Annotated in this window: 23 protein-coding genes and 1 tRNA gene; 17 read left to right on the top strand and 7 right to left on the bottom strand. The window is 39.8% G+C overall.

What is annotated here, in order from left to right:
• Positions 1 to 29: 29 nt before the first annotated feature.
• Entirely contained in the window at positions 30 to 626 is a 597-nt protein-coding gene (locus tag CWB75_RS12515) for a hypothetical protein (RefSeq protein ID WP_054200650.1), read from the bottom strand.
• Between the two features lie 387 nt (positions 627 to 1,013).
• Here CWB75_RS12515 and scpC point away from each other — a divergent pair, with 387 nt between their 5' ends.
• Positions 1,014 to 2,507 (top strand): succinyl-CoA:acetate CoA-transferase ScpC, encoded by a 1,494-nt coding sequence (gene scpC / locus CWB75_RS12510; RefSeq protein ID WP_109874856.1) that lies wholly within the window; start codon positions 1,014 to 1,016, stop codon positions 2,505 to 2,507.
• Between the two features lie 39 nt (positions 2,508 to 2,546).
• Here the strand turns inward: scpC and CWB75_RS12505 are convergent, their stop codons facing one another.
• Positions 2,547 to 2,906 carry a winged helix-turn-helix transcriptional regulator gene (locus CWB75_RS12505; protein WP_010392830.1) on the bottom strand — a complete coding sequence of 120 codons (360 nt, stop codon included), beginning with the start codon at positions 2,904 to 2,906 and terminating at the stop codon, positions 2,547 to 2,549.
• A 121-nt stretch (positions 2,907 to 3,027) separates the two neighbouring features.
• On the opposite strand from CWB75_RS12505, the gene CWB75_RS12500 reads away from it, so the two are divergent.
• From CWB75_RS12500 to CWB75_RS12485, 4 genes are all read left to right on the top strand, one after another.
• A complete protein-coding gene (locus CWB75_RS12500; RefSeq protein ID WP_054200651.1) occupies positions 3,028 to 3,609 on the top strand; it encodes an NAD(P)H-dependent oxidoreductase in 582 nt (193 codons plus the stop codon).
• Positions 3,610 to 3,620: 11 nt separating this feature from the next.
• On the top strand, positions 3,621 to 4,172 hold the full coding sequence (locus tag CWB75_RS12495) for a redoxin domain-containing protein (protein WP_010392826.1): 552 nt from the start codon (positions 3,621 to 3,623) through the stop codon (positions 4,170 to 4,172).
• 91 nt (positions 4,173 to 4,263) lie between these two features.
• The gene (locus tag CWB75_RS12490) at positions 4,264 to 4,512 is read left to right on the top strand and encodes a hypothetical protein (protein WP_008114111.1); all 249 of its coding nucleotides are present in this window, start codon (positions 4,264 to 4,266) and stop codon (positions 4,510 to 4,512) included.
• A 181-nt stretch (positions 4,513 to 4,693) separates the two neighbouring features.
• A complete protein-coding gene (locus CWB75_RS12485; protein WP_138570816.1) occupies positions 4,694 to 5,236 on the top strand; it encodes a class I SAM-dependent methyltransferase in 543 nt (180 codons plus the stop codon).
• A 17-nt stretch (positions 5,237 to 5,253) separates the two neighbouring features.
• On the opposite strand, the gene CWB75_RS12480 is transcribed toward CWB75_RS12485, so the two are convergent.
• Genes CWB75_RS12480 through CWB75_RS12470 form a run of 3 tightly spaced genes read right to left on the bottom strand, consistent with a single transcriptional unit; the run spans position 5,254 to position 8,899 of the window.
• Positions 5,254 to 6,975 carry a GGDEF domain-containing response regulator gene (locus CWB75_RS12480; RefSeq protein ID WP_249362327.1) on the bottom strand — a complete coding sequence of 574 codons (1,722 nt, stop codon included), beginning with the start codon at positions 6,973 to 6,975 and terminating at the stop codon, positions 5,254 to 5,256.
• Between the two features lie 23 nt (positions 6,976 to 6,998).
• Positions 6,999 to 7,421, bottom strand: a complete 423-nt coding sequence (locus CWB75_RS12475) for a response regulator (protein ID WP_010392817.1) — start codon at positions 7,419 to 7,421, stop codon at positions 6,999 to 7,001.
• Positions 7,418 to 8,899: a PAS domain-containing sensor histidine kinase gene (locus tag CWB75_RS12470; RefSeq protein ID WP_138570814.1), complete on the bottom strand. Its 1,482-nt coding sequence runs from the start codon at positions 8,897 to 8,899 to the stop codon at positions 7,418 to 7,420. The genes CWB75_RS12475 and CWB75_RS12470 overlap by 4 nt, the downstream gene beginning before the upstream one ends.
• Before the next feature lie 837 nt (positions 8,900 to 9,736).
• On the opposite strand from CWB75_RS12470, the gene CWB75_RS12460 reads away from it, so the two are divergent.
• A complete protein-coding gene (locus CWB75_RS12460) occupies positions 9,737 to 10,633 on the top strand; it encodes a hypothetical protein (RefSeq protein WP_138570813.1) in 897 nt (298 codons plus the stop codon).
• 383 nt (positions 10,634 to 11,016) lie between these two features.
• Here the strand turns inward: CWB75_RS12460 and CWB75_RS12455 are convergent.
• Positions 11,017 to 11,093: transfer RNA gene (locus CWB75_RS12455), tRNA-Pro, on the bottom strand.
• Positions 11,094 to 11,209: 116 nt separating this feature from the next.
• Positions 11,210 to 11,833 (bottom strand): arylesterase, encoded by a 624-nt coding sequence (locus CWB75_RS12450; protein WP_109874852.1) that lies wholly within the window; start codon positions 11,831 to 11,833, stop codon positions 11,210 to 11,212.
• Here CWB75_RS12450 and CWB75_RS12445 point away from each other — a divergent pair, their 5' ends adjacent.
• From CWB75_RS12445 to ybgF, 11 genes are all read left to right on the top strand, one after another.
• Positions 11,834 to 12,547, top strand: coding sequence for an ABC transporter ATP-binding protein (locus tag CWB75_RS12445; protein WP_010392805.1), 714 nt, complete (start codon positions 11,834 to 11,836; stop codon positions 12,545 to 12,547).
• Complete coding sequence (locus CWB75_RS12440) at positions 12,537 to 15,038, top strand: ABC transporter permease (protein ID WP_138570812.1); 2,502 nt, start codon at positions 12,537 to 12,539, stop codon at positions 15,036 to 15,038. Before CWB75_RS12445 ends, CWB75_RS12440 begins: the two co-directional genes overlap by 11 nt.
• Positions 15,039 to 15,170: 132 nt before the next feature.
• On the top strand, positions 15,171 to 15,695 hold the full coding sequence (ruvC, locus tag CWB75_RS12435) for a crossover junction endodeoxyribonuclease RuvC (protein WP_008114131.1): 525 nt from the start codon (positions 15,171 to 15,173) through the stop codon (positions 15,693 to 15,695).
• 2 nt (positions 15,696 to 15,697) lie between these two features.
• Entirely contained in the window at positions 15,698 to 16,315 is a 618-nt protein-coding gene (gene ruvA, locus CWB75_RS12430) for a Holliday junction branch migration protein RuvA (protein ID WP_138570811.1), read from the top strand.
• Between the two features lie 7 nt (positions 16,316 to 16,322).
• Positions 16,323 to 17,330 (top strand): Holliday junction branch migration DNA helicase RuvB, encoded by a 1,008-nt coding sequence (gene ruvB / locus CWB75_RS12425; protein WP_075169409.1) that lies wholly within the window; start codon positions 16,323 to 16,325, stop codon positions 17,328 to 17,330.
• Positions 17,331 to 18,220: 890 nt separating this feature from the next.
• Positions 18,221 to 18,925: a protein TolQ gene (tolQ, locus tag CWB75_RS12420; RefSeq protein WP_010392797.1), complete on the top strand. Its 705-nt coding sequence runs from the start codon at positions 18,221 to 18,223 to the stop codon at positions 18,923 to 18,925.
• Positions 18,912 to 19,343: a protein TolR gene (tolR, locus tag CWB75_RS12415; protein ID WP_010392795.1), complete on the top strand. Its 432-nt coding sequence runs from the start codon at positions 18,912 to 18,914 to the stop codon at positions 19,341 to 19,343. Before tolQ ends, tolR begins: the two co-directional genes overlap by 14 nt.
• 4 nt (positions 19,344 to 19,347) lie before the next feature.
• Entirely contained in the window at positions 19,348 to 20,253 is a 906-nt protein-coding gene (tolA, locus tag CWB75_RS12410; RefSeq protein ID WP_138570810.1) for a cell envelope integrity protein TolA, read from the top strand.
• Positions 20,254 to 20,261: 8 nt separating this feature from the next.
• Positions 20,262 to 21,620, top strand: coding sequence for a Tol-Pal system beta propeller repeat protein TolB (tolB, locus tag CWB75_RS12405; protein ID WP_075169407.1), 1,359 nt, complete (start codon positions 20,262 to 20,264; stop codon positions 21,618 to 21,620).
• A 35-nt stretch (positions 21,621 to 21,655) separates the two neighbouring features.
• Positions 21,656 to 22,195: a peptidoglycan-associated lipoprotein Pal gene (gene pal / locus CWB75_RS12400; RefSeq protein ID WP_010392787.1), complete on the top strand. Its 540-nt coding sequence runs from the start codon at positions 21,656 to 21,658 to the stop codon at positions 22,193 to 22,195.
• 13 nt (positions 22,196 to 22,208) lie between these two features.
• A complete protein-coding gene (gene ybgF, locus CWB75_RS12395; protein ID WP_010392784.1) occupies positions 22,209 to 22,961 on the top strand; it encodes a tol-pal system protein YbgF in 753 nt (250 codons plus the stop codon).
• Positions 22,962 to 23,203 lie beyond the last annotated feature (242 nt).

Below are 23,203 nucleotides of genomic sequence, written 5' to 3'. Positions count from 1 at the left end.
AGTTAAAAAAGCCACATTGTGTGGCTTTTTTAGTTTGATAATTCTAATTTTTGTTGTTTGTGCTCTAGCTGGTATAAGCTTGAAAATTGACGTTTATGAACTTCAAATAAATACGCTCTTAGCTGCTCTTTACCATGGTGAATGTGTTTAATTTTTGCTGCTATGCCACACTTACTCTGCCTAACCGGCTCTATATCTAATGATATCGCCGCTTCGTTGGGTAAAATAAATTGCATATTCTGCAACTCATCAAGCTCACTGTGTACTGATGTGGGTTTTAAAAATATTCCTGTGCTAGATATAGATTCAATGCAAAAACCTTGGCTTTGGATATTTAATTCGCTCAACCGCCAGCTGCGCTGAATACCTTTAGTGTCAATTACTTCGGGGGCTTCTAATACAGTACTGAAATGGCCTAATTCATCGGTTTTAAATTGAAGTGGGAACCATAGTTGGTAGTGGGCTACTTCTGCTAATAAGGTTAATTTAGCTTGACCAAGTAAATGCGCAATACCATCTGGTATTGATGCTTGTACTGTTAACTTTGTTTCATTGATTAATGCACTACTTTGACTAGGTTCAAATAAGCCAGATAAAAAGTTAATTTCTTCGTCAGACAAATCCATGTATTTTCCTTAATACCTAAATTGTGGATTCTATTCCTCACAAGGTTACTGCCCAATGAATGAACAGTTTATTATTTTGTAAGCTCCGCATAGCGCGGCTAAATTTTTATACAATTAAAAATTTCAACCTTCCTGATTGAAATTTTAAGCTATTGATTTTAATTGGTTTTTTTTATTTCTAAACTCAGTGAGTTAAATAGTTGTATGCGTTTTTTAGTATTTTAACCTTATTATCACCAATAAGTTAAGTAATAAAGTGTACAAAATTAAAACGCTTCGCGATGTTTTTATATCAACAATGCGTAAATGAGACTTAGGTCTAGCTTACGAAGCATAAGGAAATACTTAGAATAGCGCTAAATAAAAATGGGGTTTAAGGGGTTCCAAATGCAATTAGAACGAATTCGTCGTAGCGACTTACACAACAAAGTGATGTCTGCAGAGCAGGCCAGTTTATTTATTAAAGACGGCATGACCGTGGGAATGAGTGGTTTTACTCGTGCCGGTGAAGCGAAAGCTGTACCACGTGCGCTTGCAGAGCGAGTGCGTGAAAACCCAATGAAAATTAACCTAATGACGGGCGCGTCATTAGGAAATGACTTAGATAAGCTACTAACTGAATCAGGTGCGTTAGCGCGTCGTATGCCATTTCAAGTAGACAGCACATTACGTAAAGCGATTAACAACGGTGAGGTCATGTTTATTGACCAGCATTTATCTGAAACCGTTGAACAGTTACGTAATCATCAGTTAACGATGCCTGATGTAGCGGTCATTGAAGCCGTTGCTATTACCGAAGAAGGCCACATAGTACCTACAACGTCAGTGGGCAATTCAGCCAGCTTTGCTATTTTTGCCAAACAGGTAATTGTAGAAATTAATATGTTACACCAGCCAGAGCTTGAAGGGCTGCACGACATTTATATTCCATCTTATCGTCCTACACGTACGCCAGTGCCGCTAGTGAAAGTAGATGACCGCATTGGTAGTACTGCAATTCCAATTGATCCGGCTAAAATTGTGGGTATTGTATTTACCAATCAAAGTGACTCATTTTCAACCGTTACCGACCCAGATGCAGATACAGCCTCTATTGCACGTCACTTAGTGAACTTTTTTAAAGAAGAAGTAGCACAAGAGCGTATGCCTGAAAACCTAGGCCCATTACAAGCCGGTATAGGTAACATTGCCAACGCAGTAATGATGGGTTTATTAGACTCTGATTTTAAAGACCTCACTATGTATTCAGAGGTACTACAAGATTCTACCTTTGATTTAATTGATGCGGGTAAACTTAATTTTGCATCAGGGTGTTCAATTATTTTATCAGAGCGTTGTAACTCACAAGTATTTAATAACCTTGAAAAGTATCGTGATAAGCTAATACTTCGTCCACAAGAAATGTCGAACCATCCTGAAATTGTGCGTCGTTTAGGTATTATTGCGATTAACACCGCACTTGAGTTTGATATATATGGCAACGTTAACTCAACTCATGTATGTGGTACTAAAATGATGAACGGCATTGGTGGTTCAGGCGACTTTGCACGTAATGCGCATGTATCGGTGTTTGTAACTAAATCAATTGCCAAAGGCGGCGCTATTTCTAGCGTTGTACCTATGGTAAGCCATGTTGATCATACCGAGCACGATGTTGATATTTTAGTAACCGAGCAAGGCCTTGCTGATTTACGCGGTTTAGCGCCACGCGAACGTGCAATTGAAGTCATTAAGCACTGTGTACACCCAGATTATCGCAACGCCATGCTTGACTACTACGAGCGTGCATGTGTTCGTGGCGGTCATACGCCTCATATTTTAGAAGAGGCATTCAGCTGGCATACCCGCCTTGAGCAACAAGGCACAATGAAGCAAAGCTAATACTTAAAACCCCGCATCTGCGGGGTTTTTATTTTGTAATTAGTCTAAAATATTAGACTCAGACCAAACCCTAAGATCGTGAAGAATTCCTAGTGCAGAGCGCCCAAACTCAGTGAGCTCGTAGGTGACAGCAATAGGTCTAGTGCTGATCACCGTCCTTAAAACCATCTTATTGGCTTCTAACTCTTTTAAACGTTGATCTATCATTTTTTTGCTCGCTCCACCTAACATTCGAGTTAGATCATTAAAGCGAACAGGTTCATCTTTTAAGTGATAAATAATAGAACTTGTCCACTTCCCGCCAATTAAGCGCATTCCTTTTTCAATAGCACAGGGTTCTAAGCAGGCATTTAAAACTTTTTTTCTTCCCTTACTATCTGTTTCTATGGAGCTTTCCAAAATTTAACCTCTAAAATAGGGTGGTTACTAAAAGTATACTAATTGAATCTATTCTTCAGGTAACTATTATATACCACATTAAAGTAAAGACCAATTTTCGTACTATTTTTGGAGAGATCACATGAGCAAGGTACTCATTATAAATGCACACCAATATTATCCTTTTTCAGAGGGCAAATTAAATGCCACTCTAGTTGATGTAGCATCATCGATACTGATAGAAAAAGGCCATGAAGTTAAAACCGTAACTATGACAGATAGTATTGATGTAGAGGCACAATTAGCACTTCATCAATGGGCTGACGTTGTCTTACTGCAATCACCTATTAACTGGATGGGCGTGCCATTTTCGTTTAAAAGATATATGGACGAGGTGTATACAGCCGGTATGGGTGGCGCCATGTGTAATGGCGATGGTCGTCACCAGGACGACCCAAAAAGCGGTTATGGCACAGGTGGCACACTTAAAGATACTAAATATATGATGTCACTCACATTTAACGCACCAGAGGAGTCATTTAACAATTCAGAAGAATTTTTTAATGGCAAAAGTGTTGACGACTTAATGTTCCCAATGCATATGAACTTTAAGTTTTTTGGTATGACAGCAATGCCTACCATTGCTTGTTTTGATGTTATGAAAAACGCCGATATAGATACTGACTTAGCGCGCTTTAAAGCACATATAAGTACACACTTTTGAGAGGAAACACAATGACTAATGCATCACAGTATACAAATAAACTTCTTCCTGGGAGTCGTTTCCCAAAGATTAATTGCCCTGTACTAAATAGTAACGAAGTAGAGTTAGGGCGTGTCCAGCAAGACGCTGCTTGGCAAATGGTGGTTGTGTATCGTGGCCAGCATTGTCCTATGTGTACGCAGTATCTAAATCAGTTAGAAGAAATTAAACAGTCATTACAAGACATTGGAGTTTCTTTAATTGCTGTATCGGCCGACAGCGAAGCGCAGTTGTTAACACATAAAGAGAAGTTATCAGTGAGTTACCCCATTGCGTTTGAATTAAAGCCTGAACAAATGAATGCGTTAGGGCTGTATGTTTCTCAACCTCGCAACGCTCAAGAAACAGACCATTTATTTGCTGAGCCTGCTGTGTATGTAGTGAATGAACACGGTACAGTACAAGTTGTTGATATCTCAAATAATCCATTTGTAAGACCAGATCTGTCTACTTTATTGCGAGGTATAACTTGGATTAAAAACCCTGATAATAATTACCCTATTCGTGGAATGCATAAAGGTTAATGTTTGATGGTTTAAGTTTGCCACTATGATCTGTAAAATAACTGCATATTATTTACAGACTCGCTATGGCGAGCAACACAGAGTAACCATAATGGAAAACAAACTAACTGCAATCGATACACTCGCTGAACTTGAAAGTTTTTTACTGCAAGTTGAAAACGGCGGCCTAGGTTTAACCGGCGTAGCAGGCGTGGGTATGGCAACCAATAATGCCGATGGCAGCCGTTTTGTAGCCGTGTTTGATGACAAGCAACAACTTTTATTAGCACGCGAAATTACCGAAGAGATTTTCCAAAGCGGCCAAGACATGGTGCGCAACGGCGTAGGGCGTAAGCATTAATTCCTTGCTACTAATCTAAAAAGCGCCAAATGGCGCTTTTTTTGTGGTTTATTTTAAACAGTTGTTAAATATAAAATAAATTTATACTAACGGTGCTCTTTGTAATGGTTTTACTATATAGAAACAAATAATCGATAAGGTGAGATTATGATGATTCAACCGTTATTAGGTGTTAGTTAGTATGGACTTTATTGCTACCGCATTTTTCTTTTTAGTTCTTCTAATCGCTTTATCTATTGTTTGGAGCACGCTAAAAACGGGAATTTCACCGATGATGAGCTCAAGCAAAGCGCGCCAAACTATGCTTGCTGCAATAAGCATGGATGAAAAAGGCGCATTAATTGATTTAGGTTCAGGTTGGGGAACGCTTGTTATACCGGTTGCCAAAAGGCATCCTAATAAACAGGTTATTGGCTATGAGTTATCGTGGTTTCCTTGGTTAATTTCAATGCTTTTTAAATATAGTTTAGGTTTAAATAACCTTACCCTCTATCGTAAAGACTTTAAAAATGCCGATCTCAGTTCTGCGTCTACTTTGGTGTGTTACTTGTTTCCTGATGGTATGGTAGCGCTTGAAGAAAAGTTAAAACATGACGTAGTTAATAATAAAATCACTATTGTGAGTAACACCTTCGCTTTGCCATCATATAAACCAACTAACGTTATCAAGCTTAAAGATTTTTACCAAACACCGATTTATGTGTATCACTGGCAACCCAAATAGATGAGTATTATTTAGGGTCAGTGCTTAGTTGATGTCATATTTTTTATCCATAAGTTCATCTTCTCTGCAGACATTGGTTTGGCAATATAATAACCTTGCCCATGATAGCAACCCATGCCTATAAGTACTTTTTCGAGCTCTTGTGACTCTATCCCCTCTGCTACTAGGTTATACCCAAATGCTTTACTTAGCGCCACGATACACGTAACTATGGACTTGTCTTCATGGTCTGATAGGAGCTTTTTAACAAAGCTTTGATCTATTTTTAATGTATCTAAAGGTAATTTTTTTAAGTAACTCAACGAAGCGTAACCTGTACCAAAGTCGTCTAACGCAATACTTACACCTAAATTCCTACAGCCATTGAGAACGTCGACTGCCTGTTCAACGTTTCCAATTGTAGTGCTCTCTAAAATTTCTAATTCGAGGGTTTTTGGTTTTATATTATTAGTGCTGATGAGTAACTCTCTGAGGTTTTCAACAAAGCCCTCACTAAGCAAATGAGCTGGAGAGATGTTTACACTCATAGAAAGATGATTTCTTGTCCAAATTTTATGTTGTTTTAAGGCCTCAGCAAGTACCCATTCACCAATTAATATACCAATGTGTGGGTGCTCTAATACCTCTGAAAAGTGACCAGGGTAAAGTAAACCCAAAGTAGGGTGATTCCAGCGTATTAAGGCTTCAACGCCAATTAACTGGTGATCCATCAAATTGACCTTTGGTTGATAATGAAGAATAAACTCTTTGCGAGCAATGCCTTTTTCAGCAGCCAATAATAAATCATGTTTTGCATGCCTTAGGCTTTCTTCTTCTGGATCAAAAAACAGAATTCGGTTTGTTCCTGATCTTTTTGCTTGGTACATTGTTTGATCGGCTCTGCGTAAAATGTCATCACAAGTTAAGCCATCATCACTGGGAAGTGCAACGCCGATGCTGACTGAAATTTGAACGGAGCACGAAAACTCTGCTAATTTTATTGGGTCGTTTACCTCAATCAGCACCTCTTGTAACAGAGTCTCATATTCTTGTATCGTGTGCGCAGCCCCTCTTAATAAAAAGATAAACTCATCTCCGCCAATACGCGCGAGTGTATCTTCCTTGCGTAATGTGTTTTGTAGCCTTTGGGCAATGGTTTTCAACACGAAATCACCGGTTTCATGACCATATTTGTCATTAATGGGTTTAAAGTTATCTAAATCTAAATAGGCAACGGCGAGCTTTTGCTGAGATGTAATGGCCTGTTGAAGTTGATCAATTAAAATTGGGCGGCTTGCTAAGCCTGTTAGGCTATCGTAATGTGCCATGTTATGAAGTTTTTTTTCTAAGCTTGCGCGTTGAATGGAACTAGATATAGAGTGTATCAACTGATCGCTTTTTAATTGATTTTTAAGTAAATAATCGCTTGCCCCTAGGCGCATAGCTTCTGCTGCTATTTTTTCATCCCCTAAGCCCGTGATCATAATCACAGCACAGTGGTTATTTACAGACTTTCTAATATTATCCAGCAGAGTAAGCCCCGATCCGATACCTAATCGGTAATCAACTATGACGCAATCAAATTCCCTATGCTCAAGGTAAGACATAGAGCTTTCAATAGAAGATGCTTCTGAAATTTTAGCCTGTATATTAGAGCGAGATATCATGCGGCGTATTTGTTCTCTATCAACCGCATCGTCATCAACAATGAGTAGTTTAATACTGTCGCAGGTGTCAAAATTATCTATTGAAGTTATCATATCCATATCTCTTGCAAAATGGCTTATTCAAGCTCAACAGCATGTATATAAGCATCCATAAGTGTCGCTAATTTGGCAAACTGCGGGCCAATTGCATGCTTAACCATGTAACCTGCTACGTTATTATGGTACGCGCGAGTACGATCGTTATCCTCATTGGAGGTCGTGAGTATAAATACAACGGTATCGTTTAATTTTTCATCTTTACGAATATGCTCTAAAAATTCAAAGCCATTCATCACTGGCATATTCAGGTCTAGCAATACTAAGTAGGGCTCTGATATTTCTTTTTGTTGCGCTTTTTCTCGTAACGCATCTAGTGCCAGCTTTCCGTTTTGTTTCCAAATTATTTTAATTTTAGGATCCACTTTTTTTAGGCTTCTTGTAACGGCTTCCGCGGCAACATCGTCGTCCTCAACAAGCAGTATAGATAGATTTTTGATCATAAATTTTCTTTCCTTGCAAAGCGAGGCCACCACACATGAAATGTAGACCCTTTTTGCGGTTCATTTGAGCTTACTGAAATGCGCCCACCATGAGCTTGTGCCAAACGCCGACTAATAGACAGCCCAATACCTGAGCCCGACTTATCATCAGAGGTTGTTTGAAACAAACTAAAAATACGCTCGTAAGCCTCTGTTGGGATACCGGGGCCATCATCAGTCACAGTGATATGGCAAAGCGTATTTTCTGCTACACAACGAATCTCTATAGTTCCCTCTTTACTGTCGTGGTGTTTAATAGCGTTACTTAATAAATTGCGGACCACGGTTTCAAGTGGCGTCCATGCAGTGACGATAGTATCTAATTGAATGTCTTTATGAAGCTTCATTCCAGCCGGTAAATCTAACAGTTCGGTAACGTTAGAAATTAACTTATGCATATCGATTACTTGAGTATCTAGAGTGGCTTTGCCTGCTCTTGCATAGGCCAATAAATTATCTATTAACGTCTCCATTTTATGAATACGATCATCAATACGTGTTAAGTTATATTCTACTTCAGGCGTGGTAGTGCCTAAATCTTCTTTTATCCATTCAATTAAGTTTGAAATCCCCCGCAATGGAGAGCGTAAATCATGAGAAGCTACATAGGTAAACTCCTTCAAACTTGTGTTATTTTCTTTTAACTCGGTTTCCATTCGTTTTCGTTCTGTTATATCTAACAACGACACAAATACCATGTCTTCGTCATTGGCGTTTATAAAAGGACTCAGGCCCACTTCAACTGGGAACTCTTTTCCGTCTTTGTGTAAGGCGGTTAAATCTCTGCCTACTCCCATACTTCTTACACTGGGTTCACGGTGAAATGAATGGCGAAGTGCTGAATGGTGCCCTTGATAGCGATGCGGTAATAGCATTTCCATTTTTTTATCGAGTAATTCTATTTCACTGTAGCCAAAAGATTTACATAACGATTGATTAACCGCTTGAATAATGCCCGCTTGGTCTACTATTAACACACCATGAGGTGCAGCTTGAATAGAGCGTTGAAACATATTGTTAGCGCGCAGCCTTTGCGATATATCAACCAGTGTGGCTAAAACTAACTCTTGTTGTCCTTGTATCGGGTTTAAACCTATTTCGATTGGGATTTGCTTACCATTTTTTTGACTCGCAAATAACTCACGGCCTTCACCCATTAATCGTTTTCGAGGGTTAGCAAAAAACTGACTCATCAAGTGGGTATGGTTCGCTTTAAATTGCGCTGGAAGTAAACTATCTATATTCTTCCCTATTAGTTCTGAGTCCTCATAGCCCAGTATTTCAGATAGTTGACTATTGGCAAAAAGGATCTGAGCATTGGTATTGACTACCATTGCCCCCATGGGTAAACAACTAACTAGTTGAGTTAAAAAGGCTTCGTCCATATTTACATTTGAACTAGGTGAATTAGATTTTTTATTTACTTTTTTAAGGTCCATCAAGCATCCCGCAAGTAAATGTAGTTCCTATAATATAGTAATAGTCGAACAAGTATTGAACAGCAAATTTAGAGGAAGATCATGTTATTTAAATGCTCATTTTAATAGTTTCTTCTTATATTTTAGCGAGTCATTATGGTTGAAAAAGGTGCATTGATTTATTTAGTTTTGGGTGGGGAGTGTTAACTTTAGTGCTTACTAAATATAGTTAGTGTTTAAATAATCTTACTCTCTATTGCAAAGACTTCAAAAATGCTGATTTCGTACTGTGTCTACGCTAGTGTGTTACTTGTTTCCAGGCGCTATGGTAGCGCTTGAAGAAAAGTTAAAACAAAACGTGCTTAAAAACATCACCATTGTGAGTAACACTTTAGCTTTGCTTTTATATAAACCAACTAAAGTGATCAAGCTTAAAGGGTTCTACCAAACACCTATTTATGTGTACCACTGGCAACCAAAATAAACTTTGCTTTAAGTCTTAATACAAACAGCAGCAGCTTTGTCGCGATTTTTAATTGCGATACTTATTGGCGCAATAAGCTAATGTAGTGGTTTTTAAAAATGCTAATTTTATATAAGTTTCGAAGATAGTTAAGAGTGATAACAGTGCTATGAATTTAAGATTGAATCCCTTTATTTTTCTATTTTGGAGAGTAGGCTATAGTGTGAAATTAAAAGCTAATTAATTCAATGAAATGGAGCATGTTAGTCTATTTAGTTAAATGTAGGGTTAAAAAGTTAGTGAGTTAAAAATGAGTGTTTGTACCCTTTTTGTTGATTTTTATTTCAAATTTGTTTATCTTCAATTTTTAAAGTATTACAGATTAAGGACAATAAATGAAAAAGGTAATTTTTGCATCTCTTCTATCTATTTTTTCTACCTCAACGATAGCTAATGAACAAACTTTAACAACAGAGTGTTCAACTTGTTTTTCTTATGATCAGTTTAAAACTTCAGCGAAGTCAAATGCTAAGCTTGATAAAACCCGTGATGTTTATGTAATGAATCTAGAAACATTAACCATCAAAAAGTTCGAAGTTTCGAAAAGCTTTAGCGGTTACAGAACCATTCCTGGAACTGGTGGTGAACCCGATGGGCGTGGAGGGAAGATGAAAGATATAAAAGTACCTACATATTCAGTCACTGTTAAAGACCATAATGTAGAACAAAGTGTTTTAAATAATTTCTACAATTTATCCGATGCTAAGAAGCAAGTAATGATGTCTGCACAATCACTTAAGGCTGATGAAGTGCCGTCTGAAATCGCAGGAAGCGTATGGGATTTAGTTGGTTCAAGCTCTACTCAAAATAAAGTTGCAAGACATTATAATGGAAATACTAATCTCAGGAATGATCTTACTAATTTTGCAAACGCAGCAGGCAAAGTCTCAGGATTATTAGATGTAGACAAGATAATGGTGCAAGTTAGTTTTAATGATGGAAGTACCGCAATTTTTTCTCTATATGCAGTGATTAATGGGGATTTAATTTGGGATTTTGAACGTGGTACCGACGTCGATTTAAATAAAGTAAAGCCTAATTTCGATACTAAAAACGCTGAGTCTTATGATTTTAACAAGGGTGGAGCTGATGTATTTGTAGATTTCTATAATGCGGCAAAACGAGCAGGAGTGTCTTTTACTTCAACTTCTAGTGGAGGTGCTCAGACTGGAGGGAGAGTCACTTGTGTAACCAAAAATCTTGGTAAATATATATGTACATACACTAGATAAAATTTACTATACAAATTACAGAACGATCTAGCCCTTAGGTCGTTTTTTTTTATAGAATTGTTCTTTAACTTAATAGAGTAATAGAGTAAAAGAGTTAAGCCTAAACTTCAGACATTACGGCTACTTAGCATCTACTCATAACAGCATATCAACGAACTCAAGCCAATACATCAAAAATTAAAAGTAGGTATGTGCTTCTTTATTATTTGAAAAGTATTTAACTGTGGCGTCACATAATCTAAATACATCTGAAATCAAAAAGCAGGAATACTTTTAATAGATTAGTTGGTGCGATAAATGTGCGATATTTTTTTGTATTAAATTAGGTAGTACGAAAGGAAAGCAGTTTTTATTGAATAAATAGAATTATGAAAGGATTTAAATGGTCGGTATGGAGAGATTCGAACTCTCGACCCCTGCCACCCCATGACAGTGCGCTACCAAGCTGCGCCACATACCGACTTCGATAGCAATAGTACGTGTATTTATAAAAAAATCAATAAGCTTTTGTTTGTTTGGATGTTTATTGCGCAAGCGCTTAGTTTTAAGCGCTTGCGCAGGGGACTCTTTGCGGCCCTAGTCTTTATTTAACCACTGGTTGATCGTGTTATACATTTCATCTCGTAGTATTGGTTGGGCAGTTTTGTTAGGGTGTAAGTTATCGTTTTGCATTAGCTCGTTTTTTCCTGCTACTTTAAGCACAAAAAACGGCATTAAATGCGAGTTAGTGGCTTCACTAACACTGGTAAAGCTATCGGTGAACATTTTACTGTATCGTGGGCCATAGTTAGGTGGAATATATATTTCCATAAGTGCGGTTTGTGCATCTGCAGCTTGGCTTTTTTCAATTAAAGCGGTTAAGTTAGTTTGCATTTTAGTGATTGGAAAACCGCGCAGGCCGTCATTAGCACCGAGCTCAATAAGAACGTGAGTGGGTTGATATTGCTCAAGTAGCGCGTCTAATCGGCGCAATGCACCGCCGGTGGTTTCGCCGCTAATACTTGCATTAACTAAGTTGATATTGCGTTGCTCGTCATCGTATTTATCTTGTAACAATTGCACCCAGCCTTGTTCTTGTTTTAAGCCATAGGCTGCGCTTAAACTGTCACCAAGTATTAAAATCGTGTTGTTAGCTGCCGCGTGTAGTGGGTTAATAACTAAAAATAAAATGAATACACAACGTAGGATTGAATGAGTCATATGTCAGCGCTTTCTCAATTAAATATAATTCAAGTAAATGGTTTGTCTAAAGTGGTTTCCACCTTTGAAGGTGAGTTGTCCATCCTCAGCGACATCAGCTTTAATGTCAAGCATGGCGAGTCTGTTGCCGTAGTGGGCACGTCGGGCTCTGGTAAATCTACATTATTGAGCTTGCTAGCAGGGCTTGATACCGCCAGCAGTGGCGAGGTAATGTTAGATGGTGAGCCTTTGCACAAGTTAGATGAAGAAGCGCGTGCAGCACTGAGAGCCGCTAAAGTCGGTTTTGTATTTCAGTCTTTTATGTTGGTGCAAAGTTTAACCGCACTTGAGAATGTGATGCTGCCTGCTGAGCTTGCTGGCGAACACGACGCTAAAGAGCAGGCGCTCGCGTTACTTGAAAAAGTTGGCTTGAGCCATCGCATTGATCATTACCCGTCGCAGTTATCTGGTGGTGAGCAACAACGAGTTGCGATTGCTCGTGCATTTGTGGGTTCGCCTAAAATACTGTTTGCCGACGAGCCATCAGCTAACCTAGATAGCAAAAATGGCCATATGATTGAGTCGTTATTATTTGATTTAAATAAGCAAAATGGCACAACGCTTATTTTAGTTACCCATGATGAAGCACTGGCGCAAAAGTGTGAACGTATTATTCAGATTGAAGCCGGTGAGCTGGTTCACAATTCAACTGAGGAAATGGCAAATGTGGGCTAAATTAGCACTTAAACTATTTTCTCGAGAGTTTCGCCGTGGTGAACTAACCGTGATAAGTGCTGCCATCGCTTTAGCGGTGCTAACGGTGCTTACTTTATCTATGGTGACTGAGCGAATCGCACAAAGTATTGCACAAAAAAGCAGTGCCTTTATTGCCGCTGATAGGGTATTGGCCAGCAACCATGCCATAGATACCGCTTATATTACTCAAGCTAAACAGCAAAACCTTGAAACAGCGCAAATGGTATATTTTGACACTATGCTGTTTGCAAACGATGAAATGCAATTTAGCTCAGTAAAAGCTGCGTCAAACAGTTACCCGCTTAAAGGCCAGTTAAAGGTTAAGTCGGGCTTAAACGCCGAAACAGAAGTTGCCCCGGGTGCACCAATCCCCGGTAACGTGTGGTTAAGTGAATCGGTTTTTTATAGTTTAAATATAAACGTAGGCGACCAAGTTGAGCTAGGTGCCGCGTTATTCAATGTGGAAAAGGTGATTGTTGAAGAACCCGATGCGCCGTTTAATGTGTTCTCTAGCAGCCGCAGGGTACTTATTAATATTGACGACGTACCAAAAACTGAAGTAATACAGCCCGGTAGCCGTGTATTTTACCGCCAGTTGTATGCAGGTGATGAAAGCGACATAAATAGTTTTTACGATTGGCTAAAACCGCAACTTAAAGAAAACCAAAATTGGTATGGTGTTAAAGACCGTCAATCGCCTATTTCAAATAGCTTAAATAGAGCTGAAAGCTTTTTGTTATTAGCCGGTTTGCTAGGGATTATTTTAGCCGCGGTTGCTATTGCAGTTTCGGCTAAGCGCTATTGTGAGCGTCAATACGACCCAGTCGCAATGATGAAAACCTTAGGCGGCAGCCGCGATATGATCCGTAAAATTTACCTTATGCACTTATTAATGGTATGTACCATGGCGGTGGTTGTTGGCCTAGCTATTGGCTATGGTTTGCAAGAGATGGCTACCGGTTATTTAGCTAAAAGTATGGGTACCGAACTGCCCATGGCTGGTTTTAAACCTTGGCTGGTGGCGATTAGTACAGGGGTTATTTGTGCGGTTATGTTCTCTATTAAGCCACTTTTAGATTTATTTGATATACCACCGCTCAGAGTACTTCGCCGTAACTTAGGTGATCGCCTTGCGGTAAGTAAAATTCATTTAGGGCTAAGTGCACTCACCGTGTTTTTATTAATGTGGTTATTTAGTAATAACATAAAAATTACGCTTATTTTGTTTGTCTCAACGCTTGCGCTTATTTTGGTGTTATTTTTAATCTCTAAGTTAATATTTGGCGGTGGCCGCAAGCTTGGCTTAAAGCCGGGTAACAGCTGGTCTTTGGCTATTGCGTCTATTCAAAAGCGCGCCAATGTTAATGCAGTACAGTTAATTAGTTTTTCGTTAGCGATTAAATTACTATTATTTTTAATTGTGCTTAAAAACGATATTATTTCTGATTGGCAGTCACAATTACCAAGTGATGCACCTAATGCTTTTTTAGTGAATATTACGCAAAATGAACTGGACCCAGTTAATGAATATTTAGCACAAAAAGGCATTCAGGTGTCGGAGTTTTACCCGACTATTCGTGGTCGCGTAAATGCCGTCAACGGTGAAGCGGTTGCGCGTGAAGTGTCACTGCAAGATAACGAGAAAAAAGACGAAGAAGCCCGCTCAGGCATTGGCCGCGAGCTCAATTTAACCTGGCTTGAAGAAGTCCCTTCGCAAAATGACATTATCGATGGCCAGTGGTTTGGCGATGACGCCGTTGCCGAGGCCTCACTGGAAGAGTCAATGATGCAGCGCCTCGATGTTAAACTAGGCGATACTCTTACATTTTTAATTGGTGCGCAGTCGTTCGATGCTAAAATAACCAGTGTGCGAAAGGTAAATTGGGCCACCCTCAAGCCTAACTTTTTTATTATTTTAAGCCCAGATGTACTTAGCGACTTTCCGGCAACCTATATTTCATCGGTACGCATTGAACCTGAGCAAAAGCGCGACTTTAGCCAGTTATTACGTACATACCCCACTATTACAGCAATTGATGTAGATAATTTTGTTAAGCAAATACAGTCGACTATTGAGCAAGTGTCGTTAGCCATTGGTTTTGTATTGGCTATTGTGGTGTTATGTGGTGCGTTGGTACTAATATCGCAGGTGCAAGCAAGCTTAGGTGAGCGCATGCAGGAAATCGTAATATTGCGTACATTAGGCGCTAAAAGTCGATTAATAAAAAATGCTACTTTATATGAGTTTTTATTGCTTGGCGGTTTAGCCGGACTGGTCGCTGCATTTTTCAGTGATATTGCACTGTTAATAGTGCAGCAGCAAATGTTTGATTTGGCGGGTAAGCTGCATCCAAATATTTGGATTATTGGCCCCGTTGCTGGTGGCGTGTTTGTAGCAGGTTTAGGTTATTTTATGATTGCCCGTACGCTCAAACAAAACACCCAAGGCTTAGTGCGCGCATTGGCGTAAACTTTTTGGCCAAATAGAGTTTAAATGCCTACTTTTTAAGTAGGCATTTTTGTTTTGGCTTGGTACTGGTAATTTATACAGTGCTCTGGCATTATTAGCATTATTAATAAATAACAATAATGAGAGTGCTGTTTGGCCATTATTTTAGGGATCGATCCGGGCTCGCGTTTAACGGGTTACGGTGTGGTTGCGCACCAAGGTGCTAAGTTTACATACTTAGGCAGTGGCTGTATTAAATTAGCCGATCATGACTTTCCCACCCGACTTAAAATGATATATCAAGGTATTACGCAGCTTATAGAGCAGTTTTCGCCTGAAACCTTTGCCATAGAAAAAGTATTTATGGCACACAACCCCGATTCTGCTTTAAAGCTTGGGCAAGCCCGTGGTGCTGCCATTGTGGGGGCCTCTATGGCCGACTTACCGGTGTTTGAATACTCTGCACGGCAAATAAAGCAAGCCGTGGTGGGTAACGGTGGAGCAGATAAATCGCAAGTACAACATATGGTTAAAAATATACTTAAACTGCCAGGTACGCCGCAAGCCGATGCAGCAGATGCACTCGCGATTGCAATTTGCCATGCTCACTCTGAACAAAATTTAATAAAACTAGCGGGTAGCGCAAGCAAAACCGTTAGAGGACGTCTAAGGAAATAACAATGATAGGTCGCTTAAACGGCGTGTTAGTTGAAAAACAGCCCCCAGAAATATTATTAGAAGTGAGTGGCGTTGGCTACGAAGTACAAATGCCAATGACCTGTTTTTATGATTTACCCAAAATGGGCGACAACGCCATTGTGTACACTCACTTTGTAGTACGCGAAGACGCACAGTTATTGTTTGGCTTTAATAATAAAACCGAACGAGCCTTATTTCGAGAGCTGTTAAAAGCCAATGGCGTAGGACCTAAATTGGGTTTAGCTATTTTGTCGGGTATGTCGGCGCAGCAGTTTGTAAGTTGCGTAAATAATGAAGACGCTACGGCCTTGGTTAAACTGCCAGGGGTAGGTAAAAAAACCGCCGAGCGATTAGTGCTCGAAATGAAAGACCGATTAAAAAATTGGGGCAACGACTTATTTACCCCATTTAGCGACAGCGCCGTAATAGAGCCTGCGAGCGATGCAACTATAGCTAATAATGCGGCCGATGATGCGGTTTCGGCGTTAGTGGCGCTCGGTTATAAATTGCCACAAGCGCAAAAAGCAGTAAAATCAGTAAGCAAACCCGATATGTCGACTGAGGTTCTAATTAAAGAATCTTTGAAATCAATGCTGTGAGTAAATTATGATCGAAGCTGATCGCTTAATAGATGCTGCTGAAAAAACCAATGAAGACACCATAGATCGTGCTATTAGGCCTAAGTTACTGGCCGATTATCGTGGTCAGCCGCATGTTAAGCAACAAATGGAAATATTTATTGAAGCTGCGCGTAGCCGCAGTGAAGCGTTGGATCATTTATTAATATTTGGCCCGCCAGGCTTAGGTAAAACCACGCTTGCTAATATTGTAGCCAACGAATTAAATGTAAACATTAAAACCACCTCTGGCCCTGTGCTTGAAAAAGCTGGCGATTTAGCTGCATTGCTTACTAATCTTGAAGAAGGTGATGTACTGTTTATTGATGAAATTCACCGCTTAAGCCCACAAGTAGAAGAAATACTTTACCCTGCAATGGAAGATTACCAGCTCGATATAATGATAGGTGAGGGGCCTGCAGCACGCTCTATTAAGCTTGATTTACCTGCATTTACTTTAATTGGCGCAACCACGCGTGCGGGCTCATTAACCTCACCACTGCGTGACCGCTTTGGTATTGTACAGCGTTTAGAGTTTTATTCTGTTGAGGATTTGTCGCATATAGTGGGGCGCTCAGCGCATTACCTTGATTTAGAAATGTGTGACGATGGCGCAGCTGAAATTGCCAAGCGCTCTCGTGGCACACCACGTATTGCAAACCGTTTATTGCGCCGTGTGCGCGATTACACCCAAGTTAAATCAGATGGTACAGTTAATGCCGAGGTAGCTCAGCAAGCCCTTGATATGATTGATGTTGATAAAAGCGGCTTTGATTACATGGACCGCAAATATTTACTCGCCATTATTGAAAAATTTATGGGTGGCCCGGTTGGCCTTGACAACCTAGCGGCTGCCATAGGCGAAGAAAAAGAAACCATAGAAGATGTGATTGAACCGTTTTTAATTCAACAAGGTTTTATTCAGCGCACGCCTCGCGGACGAATAGTGTCGGATAATGCGTATCATCATTTTGGTTTACTTCCCAAGCAAGACTAATTAGCAGCTTGAGATAGATTTATTATCCAGAGTTTAGGTTAAATACTAAAGCCATTGCCTTTTTAACGACAGTGGCTTTTTTTATGCGCAAACATTACGTATTTTACTTTGCCAATAATTCACTGAGCGTTAAGACATATCAGGCTATTGTTCGACTGCTTATTTAGCCCGAGTTGAGATGGTTTGATAAATTGTAGGCAAAAAAAAGCCCGCAAAAAATGCGGGCAAACAACAAGTTTAAGGAAGTAATCTAGGGAACTACGTTTTACTTATTGAGGTCATACCCTAAGAAGTAAAAAAGTAATACGAAATAAATCATATTACGAGGAACTGGATTCAATGAAATAGCTTTCATTTAATGCGCTAGCTCGGTATGGGAGAATAATACCGAAGCGACACAATTAGTTCAAACTAGAAAATTTATATTTTCAGATTAAAAAAACTAATAGCAGCGGTTTTTTGTTTTTGCTTATTGTTGCATGTTAATTAATCATTAATTCTATAAGTTAATGAAATGCTTTGTTTATGTATATTAACATATTAACGTTCGGTATTAGTTTTACTATTACGTTAAGGTAAGCATGTGCTGGTTATGAGTGCTTATGCATTAATTTTGAATAAACAGCGCATTTCTGTCACTCTTTAGTGAAACTAAGCGTGCTTCCATAAAGCTTTGTTGTTATTTATTTATACAGTAGAACAAGAGTTAAGTAGTAAATATTGAGTAAAGCTGTTTTTTTAACGTTTTTTGTTGTCTATTCACAGCAATATCGTTGTCAGCAGTAAATACACTAGATACACTAGCAAAACTTTAATGGTGGCTAATGTATTGCTAAGTTACCTTACTCAAATAAATCAATTTGATGTTTTTAATTATTTAGGAGTTTAACGTGGGATCAGGGCTTAATTTTTTAGATCTAATTCTAGAAGCCAGTTTGCTTGTGCAATTAGTAATGCTAGCGTTGGTTGCTATGTCGGTTATGTCATGGGCTATTATTTTTCAACGTAAAAAAGCCATCTCTGACGCCTTAGCAAATGCCAAAAAATTTGAGCAACGTTTTTGGTCTGGTGTTGACCTAAGTAAACTATATAACGAAATTTCTTCTCGCGGTGGCCAGTCTGCTGGTATTGAGGCGTTATTTACCTCAGGCTTTAAAGAGTTTGCACGTCATAAAAAAAATACCTTTCAAAGTGCGGGCATTGTAATGGAAGGCACACACCGTTCAATGCGGGTTGCGCTTTCTCGCGAAATTGAAAAACTAGAATCAAGCTTATCGTTTTTAGCAACCGTTGGTTCAATTAGCCCTTACATCGGCTTATTCGGAACTGTTTGGGGTATTATGAATGCCTTTATTGCTCTAGGTGAAGTAAAACAAGCAACCTTACAAATGGTTGCTCCTGGTATAGCAGAGGCGTTAATTGCTACAGCAATGGGTTTATTTGCTGCAATTCCTGCTGTTATTGCTTATAACCGATTTGCTAATAAAGTTGAAAAGTTAGAATCTCACTACATTAACTTTATGGAAGAATTTGCCAATATCTTACACCGTCAAGCAGCTACCCAAATAGAGGCTCAAGCGAATGTATCATCGTAAAAAGCGTCGCCCAGTCGCAGAAATTAATGTAGTACCATACATTGATGTAATGTTGGTGCTGCTTATTATATTTATGGCCACCGCGCCGTTAATTACTCATGGTGTAAAAGTAGACTTACCAAAAATGGAAGAGTCGGACTTAGTTGATACGAAAGACACGCCACCCATTATTGCTTCTATTGATGCCGATGGTAAGTATTATGTGAGTGTAGGTACCGATCCTGAGGAACCAATGGAAGCATTAGATGTAGCCGCAGTAATTAAGCTGCAACTAATGAAAAACCCAGATGTGCCTGTAATGATCAAAGGCTCGGGTAAAGTGTCGTATCAGGAAGTGTTACTGTTAATGGACTTTTTAAAAAATGCAGGTGTACCGTCGGTAGGGTTAATGACCGAATCCTTTGAGGGGACCAAGTAGCTGTATGAGTAGTTCACTAATTAAATCAGTATTACTGCATTTAGCGTTAGGTGGGTTTTTGTATGCGTCAGCAAACATTCACCCTCCTAAACCTAAAGTAATGGAAGTAACGCTTAATGCGGCTATTCCTGAGCCAGAGAAAGCGGTTTCGGCGGTTACGGTTGATCAAAAGCAAGTTGAGCAAAAAATAGCTGAGCTTAAAAAGAAAGAAGATGATAAAAAGCGTGCTGAAGATAAACGTATTCGCGATTTAGAACGCAGAGCAACCGATGCACGCAAACAGCGTGAAGCTGAAGCAAGACGCATTAAAAAGCTTGAACAGCAACGCAGAGCAAAAGAGAAAGAAACCGCACAAGCGCAAGCACAAGCTAAAAGAGCCCGTGAAATAGAACAGCGCGAGCGAGCAAAAGCGAAGCAAGCCGAAAAGCAAAAGCAAGAGGCTGAAAACGCAGCAAAAGCGGCTGCAGACAAACGCAAAGCGGAAGAAGCGGCACTTAAAAAAGCCGAACAAGAGCGTAAAAAGCGCGCTGAAGAAGCTGAGCGTAAACGCCAACAAGCACTTCAAGAGCAAATGCTGCAAGAGCAGCTTGCCAAAGAGCAGGCGGCACGTAATAAAATACGTCAACAGCAAGTAGTGAGTGAAGTTGATAAATTCCGCGCATTAATTATGGCGCGTATTCAACAAAACTTATTAATTGATGAAAAAATGAAAAACCAGCAATGCCGCATTAATATCCGTCTTGGGTTTAATGGGCTGGTAACACAAGTTAAATCGTTAGGCGGTGATAAGTTAGTGTGTGAGGCTGCATTAAGAGCTGTTCGCATGGCCGACACATTACCGGTATCTAAAGATAAAGACGTATTCGAGCAACTAAAGAATATTAATATAACCATCGCGCCAGAGTTTTAAGGGATGACATGTTTAACAAAATTAAAATAGCCTGTTTAGTTTTAATATTAGGGTTTCAGGGTGTTGCACATGCGGCACTTGAAATTGTTATTACTGAAGGTATTGACGGCGCAAGACCGATTGCGATTGTGCCATTTAAATACCAAGGTATTGGTCCTATTCCACAGCAGCTAAGTGATGTAATTGCTGCCGATTTAATGCGCAGCGGTAAGTTTAAACCTGTGAGTGTGTCTCAAATGCCACAACAACCTCACAAAGATGCTGATATTGATTACGGTGCTTGGGTAAATCAAGGTGTAGAAGCTGTATTGGTTGGTGAAGTAGAGCAGCAAACCAATGGACGCTATTTAGTGCGTTATGAGTTGGTTGATGTTATTCGCGGCCAAATCACTGGCGGTGAAACACAAATGATGAGCAACGGTAAGCTGGTTCAAAGCCAAGACCATATTTTAGAAGCGCGTCAAAGCGTGATTGGTGAAACCGGTTTTCGTCGCTACTCGCATCGTATTAGTGATGTGATTTATGAAAAACTAACTGGTGAAAAAGGCGCGTTTTTAACAAAAATAGCCTATGTTATTGTACGTGATACTGATGAAAAGCCGTATCAGTTAGTGGTTGCCGACTACGATGGCTTCAATGAACAAGTACTATTACGCTCAAAAGAGCCGTTAATGTCGCCAGTATGGTCGCCCGATGGGACTAAATTAGCGTATGTAACGTTCGAAAATCGCCAGAGCCAAATTTTTATTCAAGACATTTATACCGGTAAACGTGAATTGATCACCAGCTATAAAGGAATTAACGGTGCGCCGCAGTTCTCGCCAGACGGTAAAAAGCTACTGTTAGTGCTGTCAAAAGATAAAACTGGTGCAACTGAGGTTTACTTATTAGACTTACTAACACGTAAAGAGACACGATTAACACGCCATCGTAGTATAGATACCGAACCTTCGTGGTACCCAAATGGTCAAGATATAGTATTTACGTCGGAAAGGGGTGGTAATGCTCAGATTTATAAGTTAAATTTAAAAACTGGCAGATCTCAAAGATTAACCTTTGATGGTGACATGAACCTAGCGGGTTCTATTTCGCCAGACGGAAAAGAATTAGTGATGGTAAACCGTACTAACGGACAGTATCATCTTGCTAAGAAAGAGTTGGCTACAGGTGCGTTCCAAGTTTTAACTCGAACTCGCCTTGATGAATCGCCGAGCATAGCGCCAAATGGCTCGATGATTATATACAGCACGCTCCATAATAATAAACAGGTACTTGCGCTAGTATCGATGGACGGCCGTTTTAAAGCACGCTTACCTGTGCTTGATGGACAAGTGAAGGCACCGGCTTGGTCGCCATATTTACAGTAATAATTGCTGGTTTACTCAAAATAGGAATCTACTCAATGCAACTTAACAAAATACTTAAAGGCCTGCTAATTGCTGTGCCAGTAATGACGCTAGCAGCTTGTAGCTCATCTTCAGATATCGATGAAAATGCAGCTAACCAGTCTAACCAAGCAACTGTTGAGCAAACAACAACTGATACAGTTGAAGTAGCAACAATGACGCCAGAGCAAAAAGCAGAAGAGCAACTTCGTCAAAAGTACGAAGCGCTTCGTCAAGAGCAAATCATTTACTTTGGTTTTGACACTGCAACGATTCAAGGTCAATACGGCGAGCTACTTCGTGCACACGCTGAGTTTTTAGTTAAAAACCCTTCTGTTAAAGTATTAATCGAAGGCCACGCAGATGAGCGCGGTACACCAGAGTACAACATTGCACTTGGTGAGCACCGTGGACAAGCAGTTGAAAAATACCTACAAAGCTTAGGTGTTTCTGCAAGCCAAATGTCAGTAGTTAGCTACGGTGAAGAGAAACCAATGGTTAAATCTCGCACTGAAGAAGCTTTCGCTAAAAACCGCCGTGCGGTACTAGTTTACTAAGATAAGAGATATTATGAAGCCGAAAATTATTTTGGCAGCCATGATATTGAGCGGGAGCACCCAGTTAATGGCTGCTCCCGCTCCTGTTTCAGAAGCTGCAAGTTCACAGTCGAGCATTGAAAAGCGTTTAGCAACCCTTGAAAGCATGATGCAACAACGTAATTTCTTACAAGTAGAGTTACAGCAACAGCTTAACTTACTGCAAGATGAAGTGAGTCAAATTCGCGGTGTTACCGAAGAGCAAAGCTATAAACTTGAAAAGGTATTGCAGCGCCAGCGCGAGCTTTATCAAGAAATAGAAAACCGTGTTAGCCAAGCATATGCTAAACCGGCTACTCCAGCGCCTACAACAGACTACACGCAACCAGGTAGCGATCAGAGCTACAGCAGTGATTTATCTGAAAACGAAGCGTACGAGCGTGCTGTTGCGCTTATAATGAAAGATAAGCGCTATGATCAAGCCATTCCAGAGTTTCAAGCGTTCTTAACAACGTATCCAAATTCAGTGTACACCTCAAACGCACATTATTGGCTTGGGCAATTATTAACGATTAAAAATGACGGTGTAAAAGCAGCCGAGCATTTCAAAGTAGTTGTTAACGAATTTCCAAACTCAAATAAGCGCCCAGATGCAATGTTAAAGCTTGGTACACTTTTACAAGAGCAAGGATTAAAGGCTGAAGCGCAAAAAATACTGAATGAGCTAATCAATCAGTACCCAAGTACAACTGCTGCTAAACTAGCCACAGATCGCTTATCAAAATAAATGTTGATGCTTGATTAGACTGCTTTTTGTCATAAGCGGTCTAAATTTGCTCAACTAGACATAAAAACTTAAAAAAAGAGACAATTTCGGTTGCACTCATTTTATAAATAAGTATTATAAGCGCCCGCAGCAAACGAATGGTAACCCCACTCGAAATGCGACAAAAAGAGCGGGTCATTAGCTCAGTTGGTAGAGCAGTGGACGGTGCATCGGGGGGGGGGGGGGTGGGGTGGGTGGGGGGG

The sequence above is a fragment of the Pseudoalteromonas sp. S1608 genome, assembly GCF_005887265.1.
Classification (GTDB): Bacteria; Pseudomonadota; Gammaproteobacteria; order Enterobacterales; family Alteromonadaceae; genus Pseudoalteromonas; species Pseudoalteromonas undina.
Note: the sequence above shows the minus strand (reverse complement) of the source record. Positions and strands in the feature narration are given on the sequence as shown.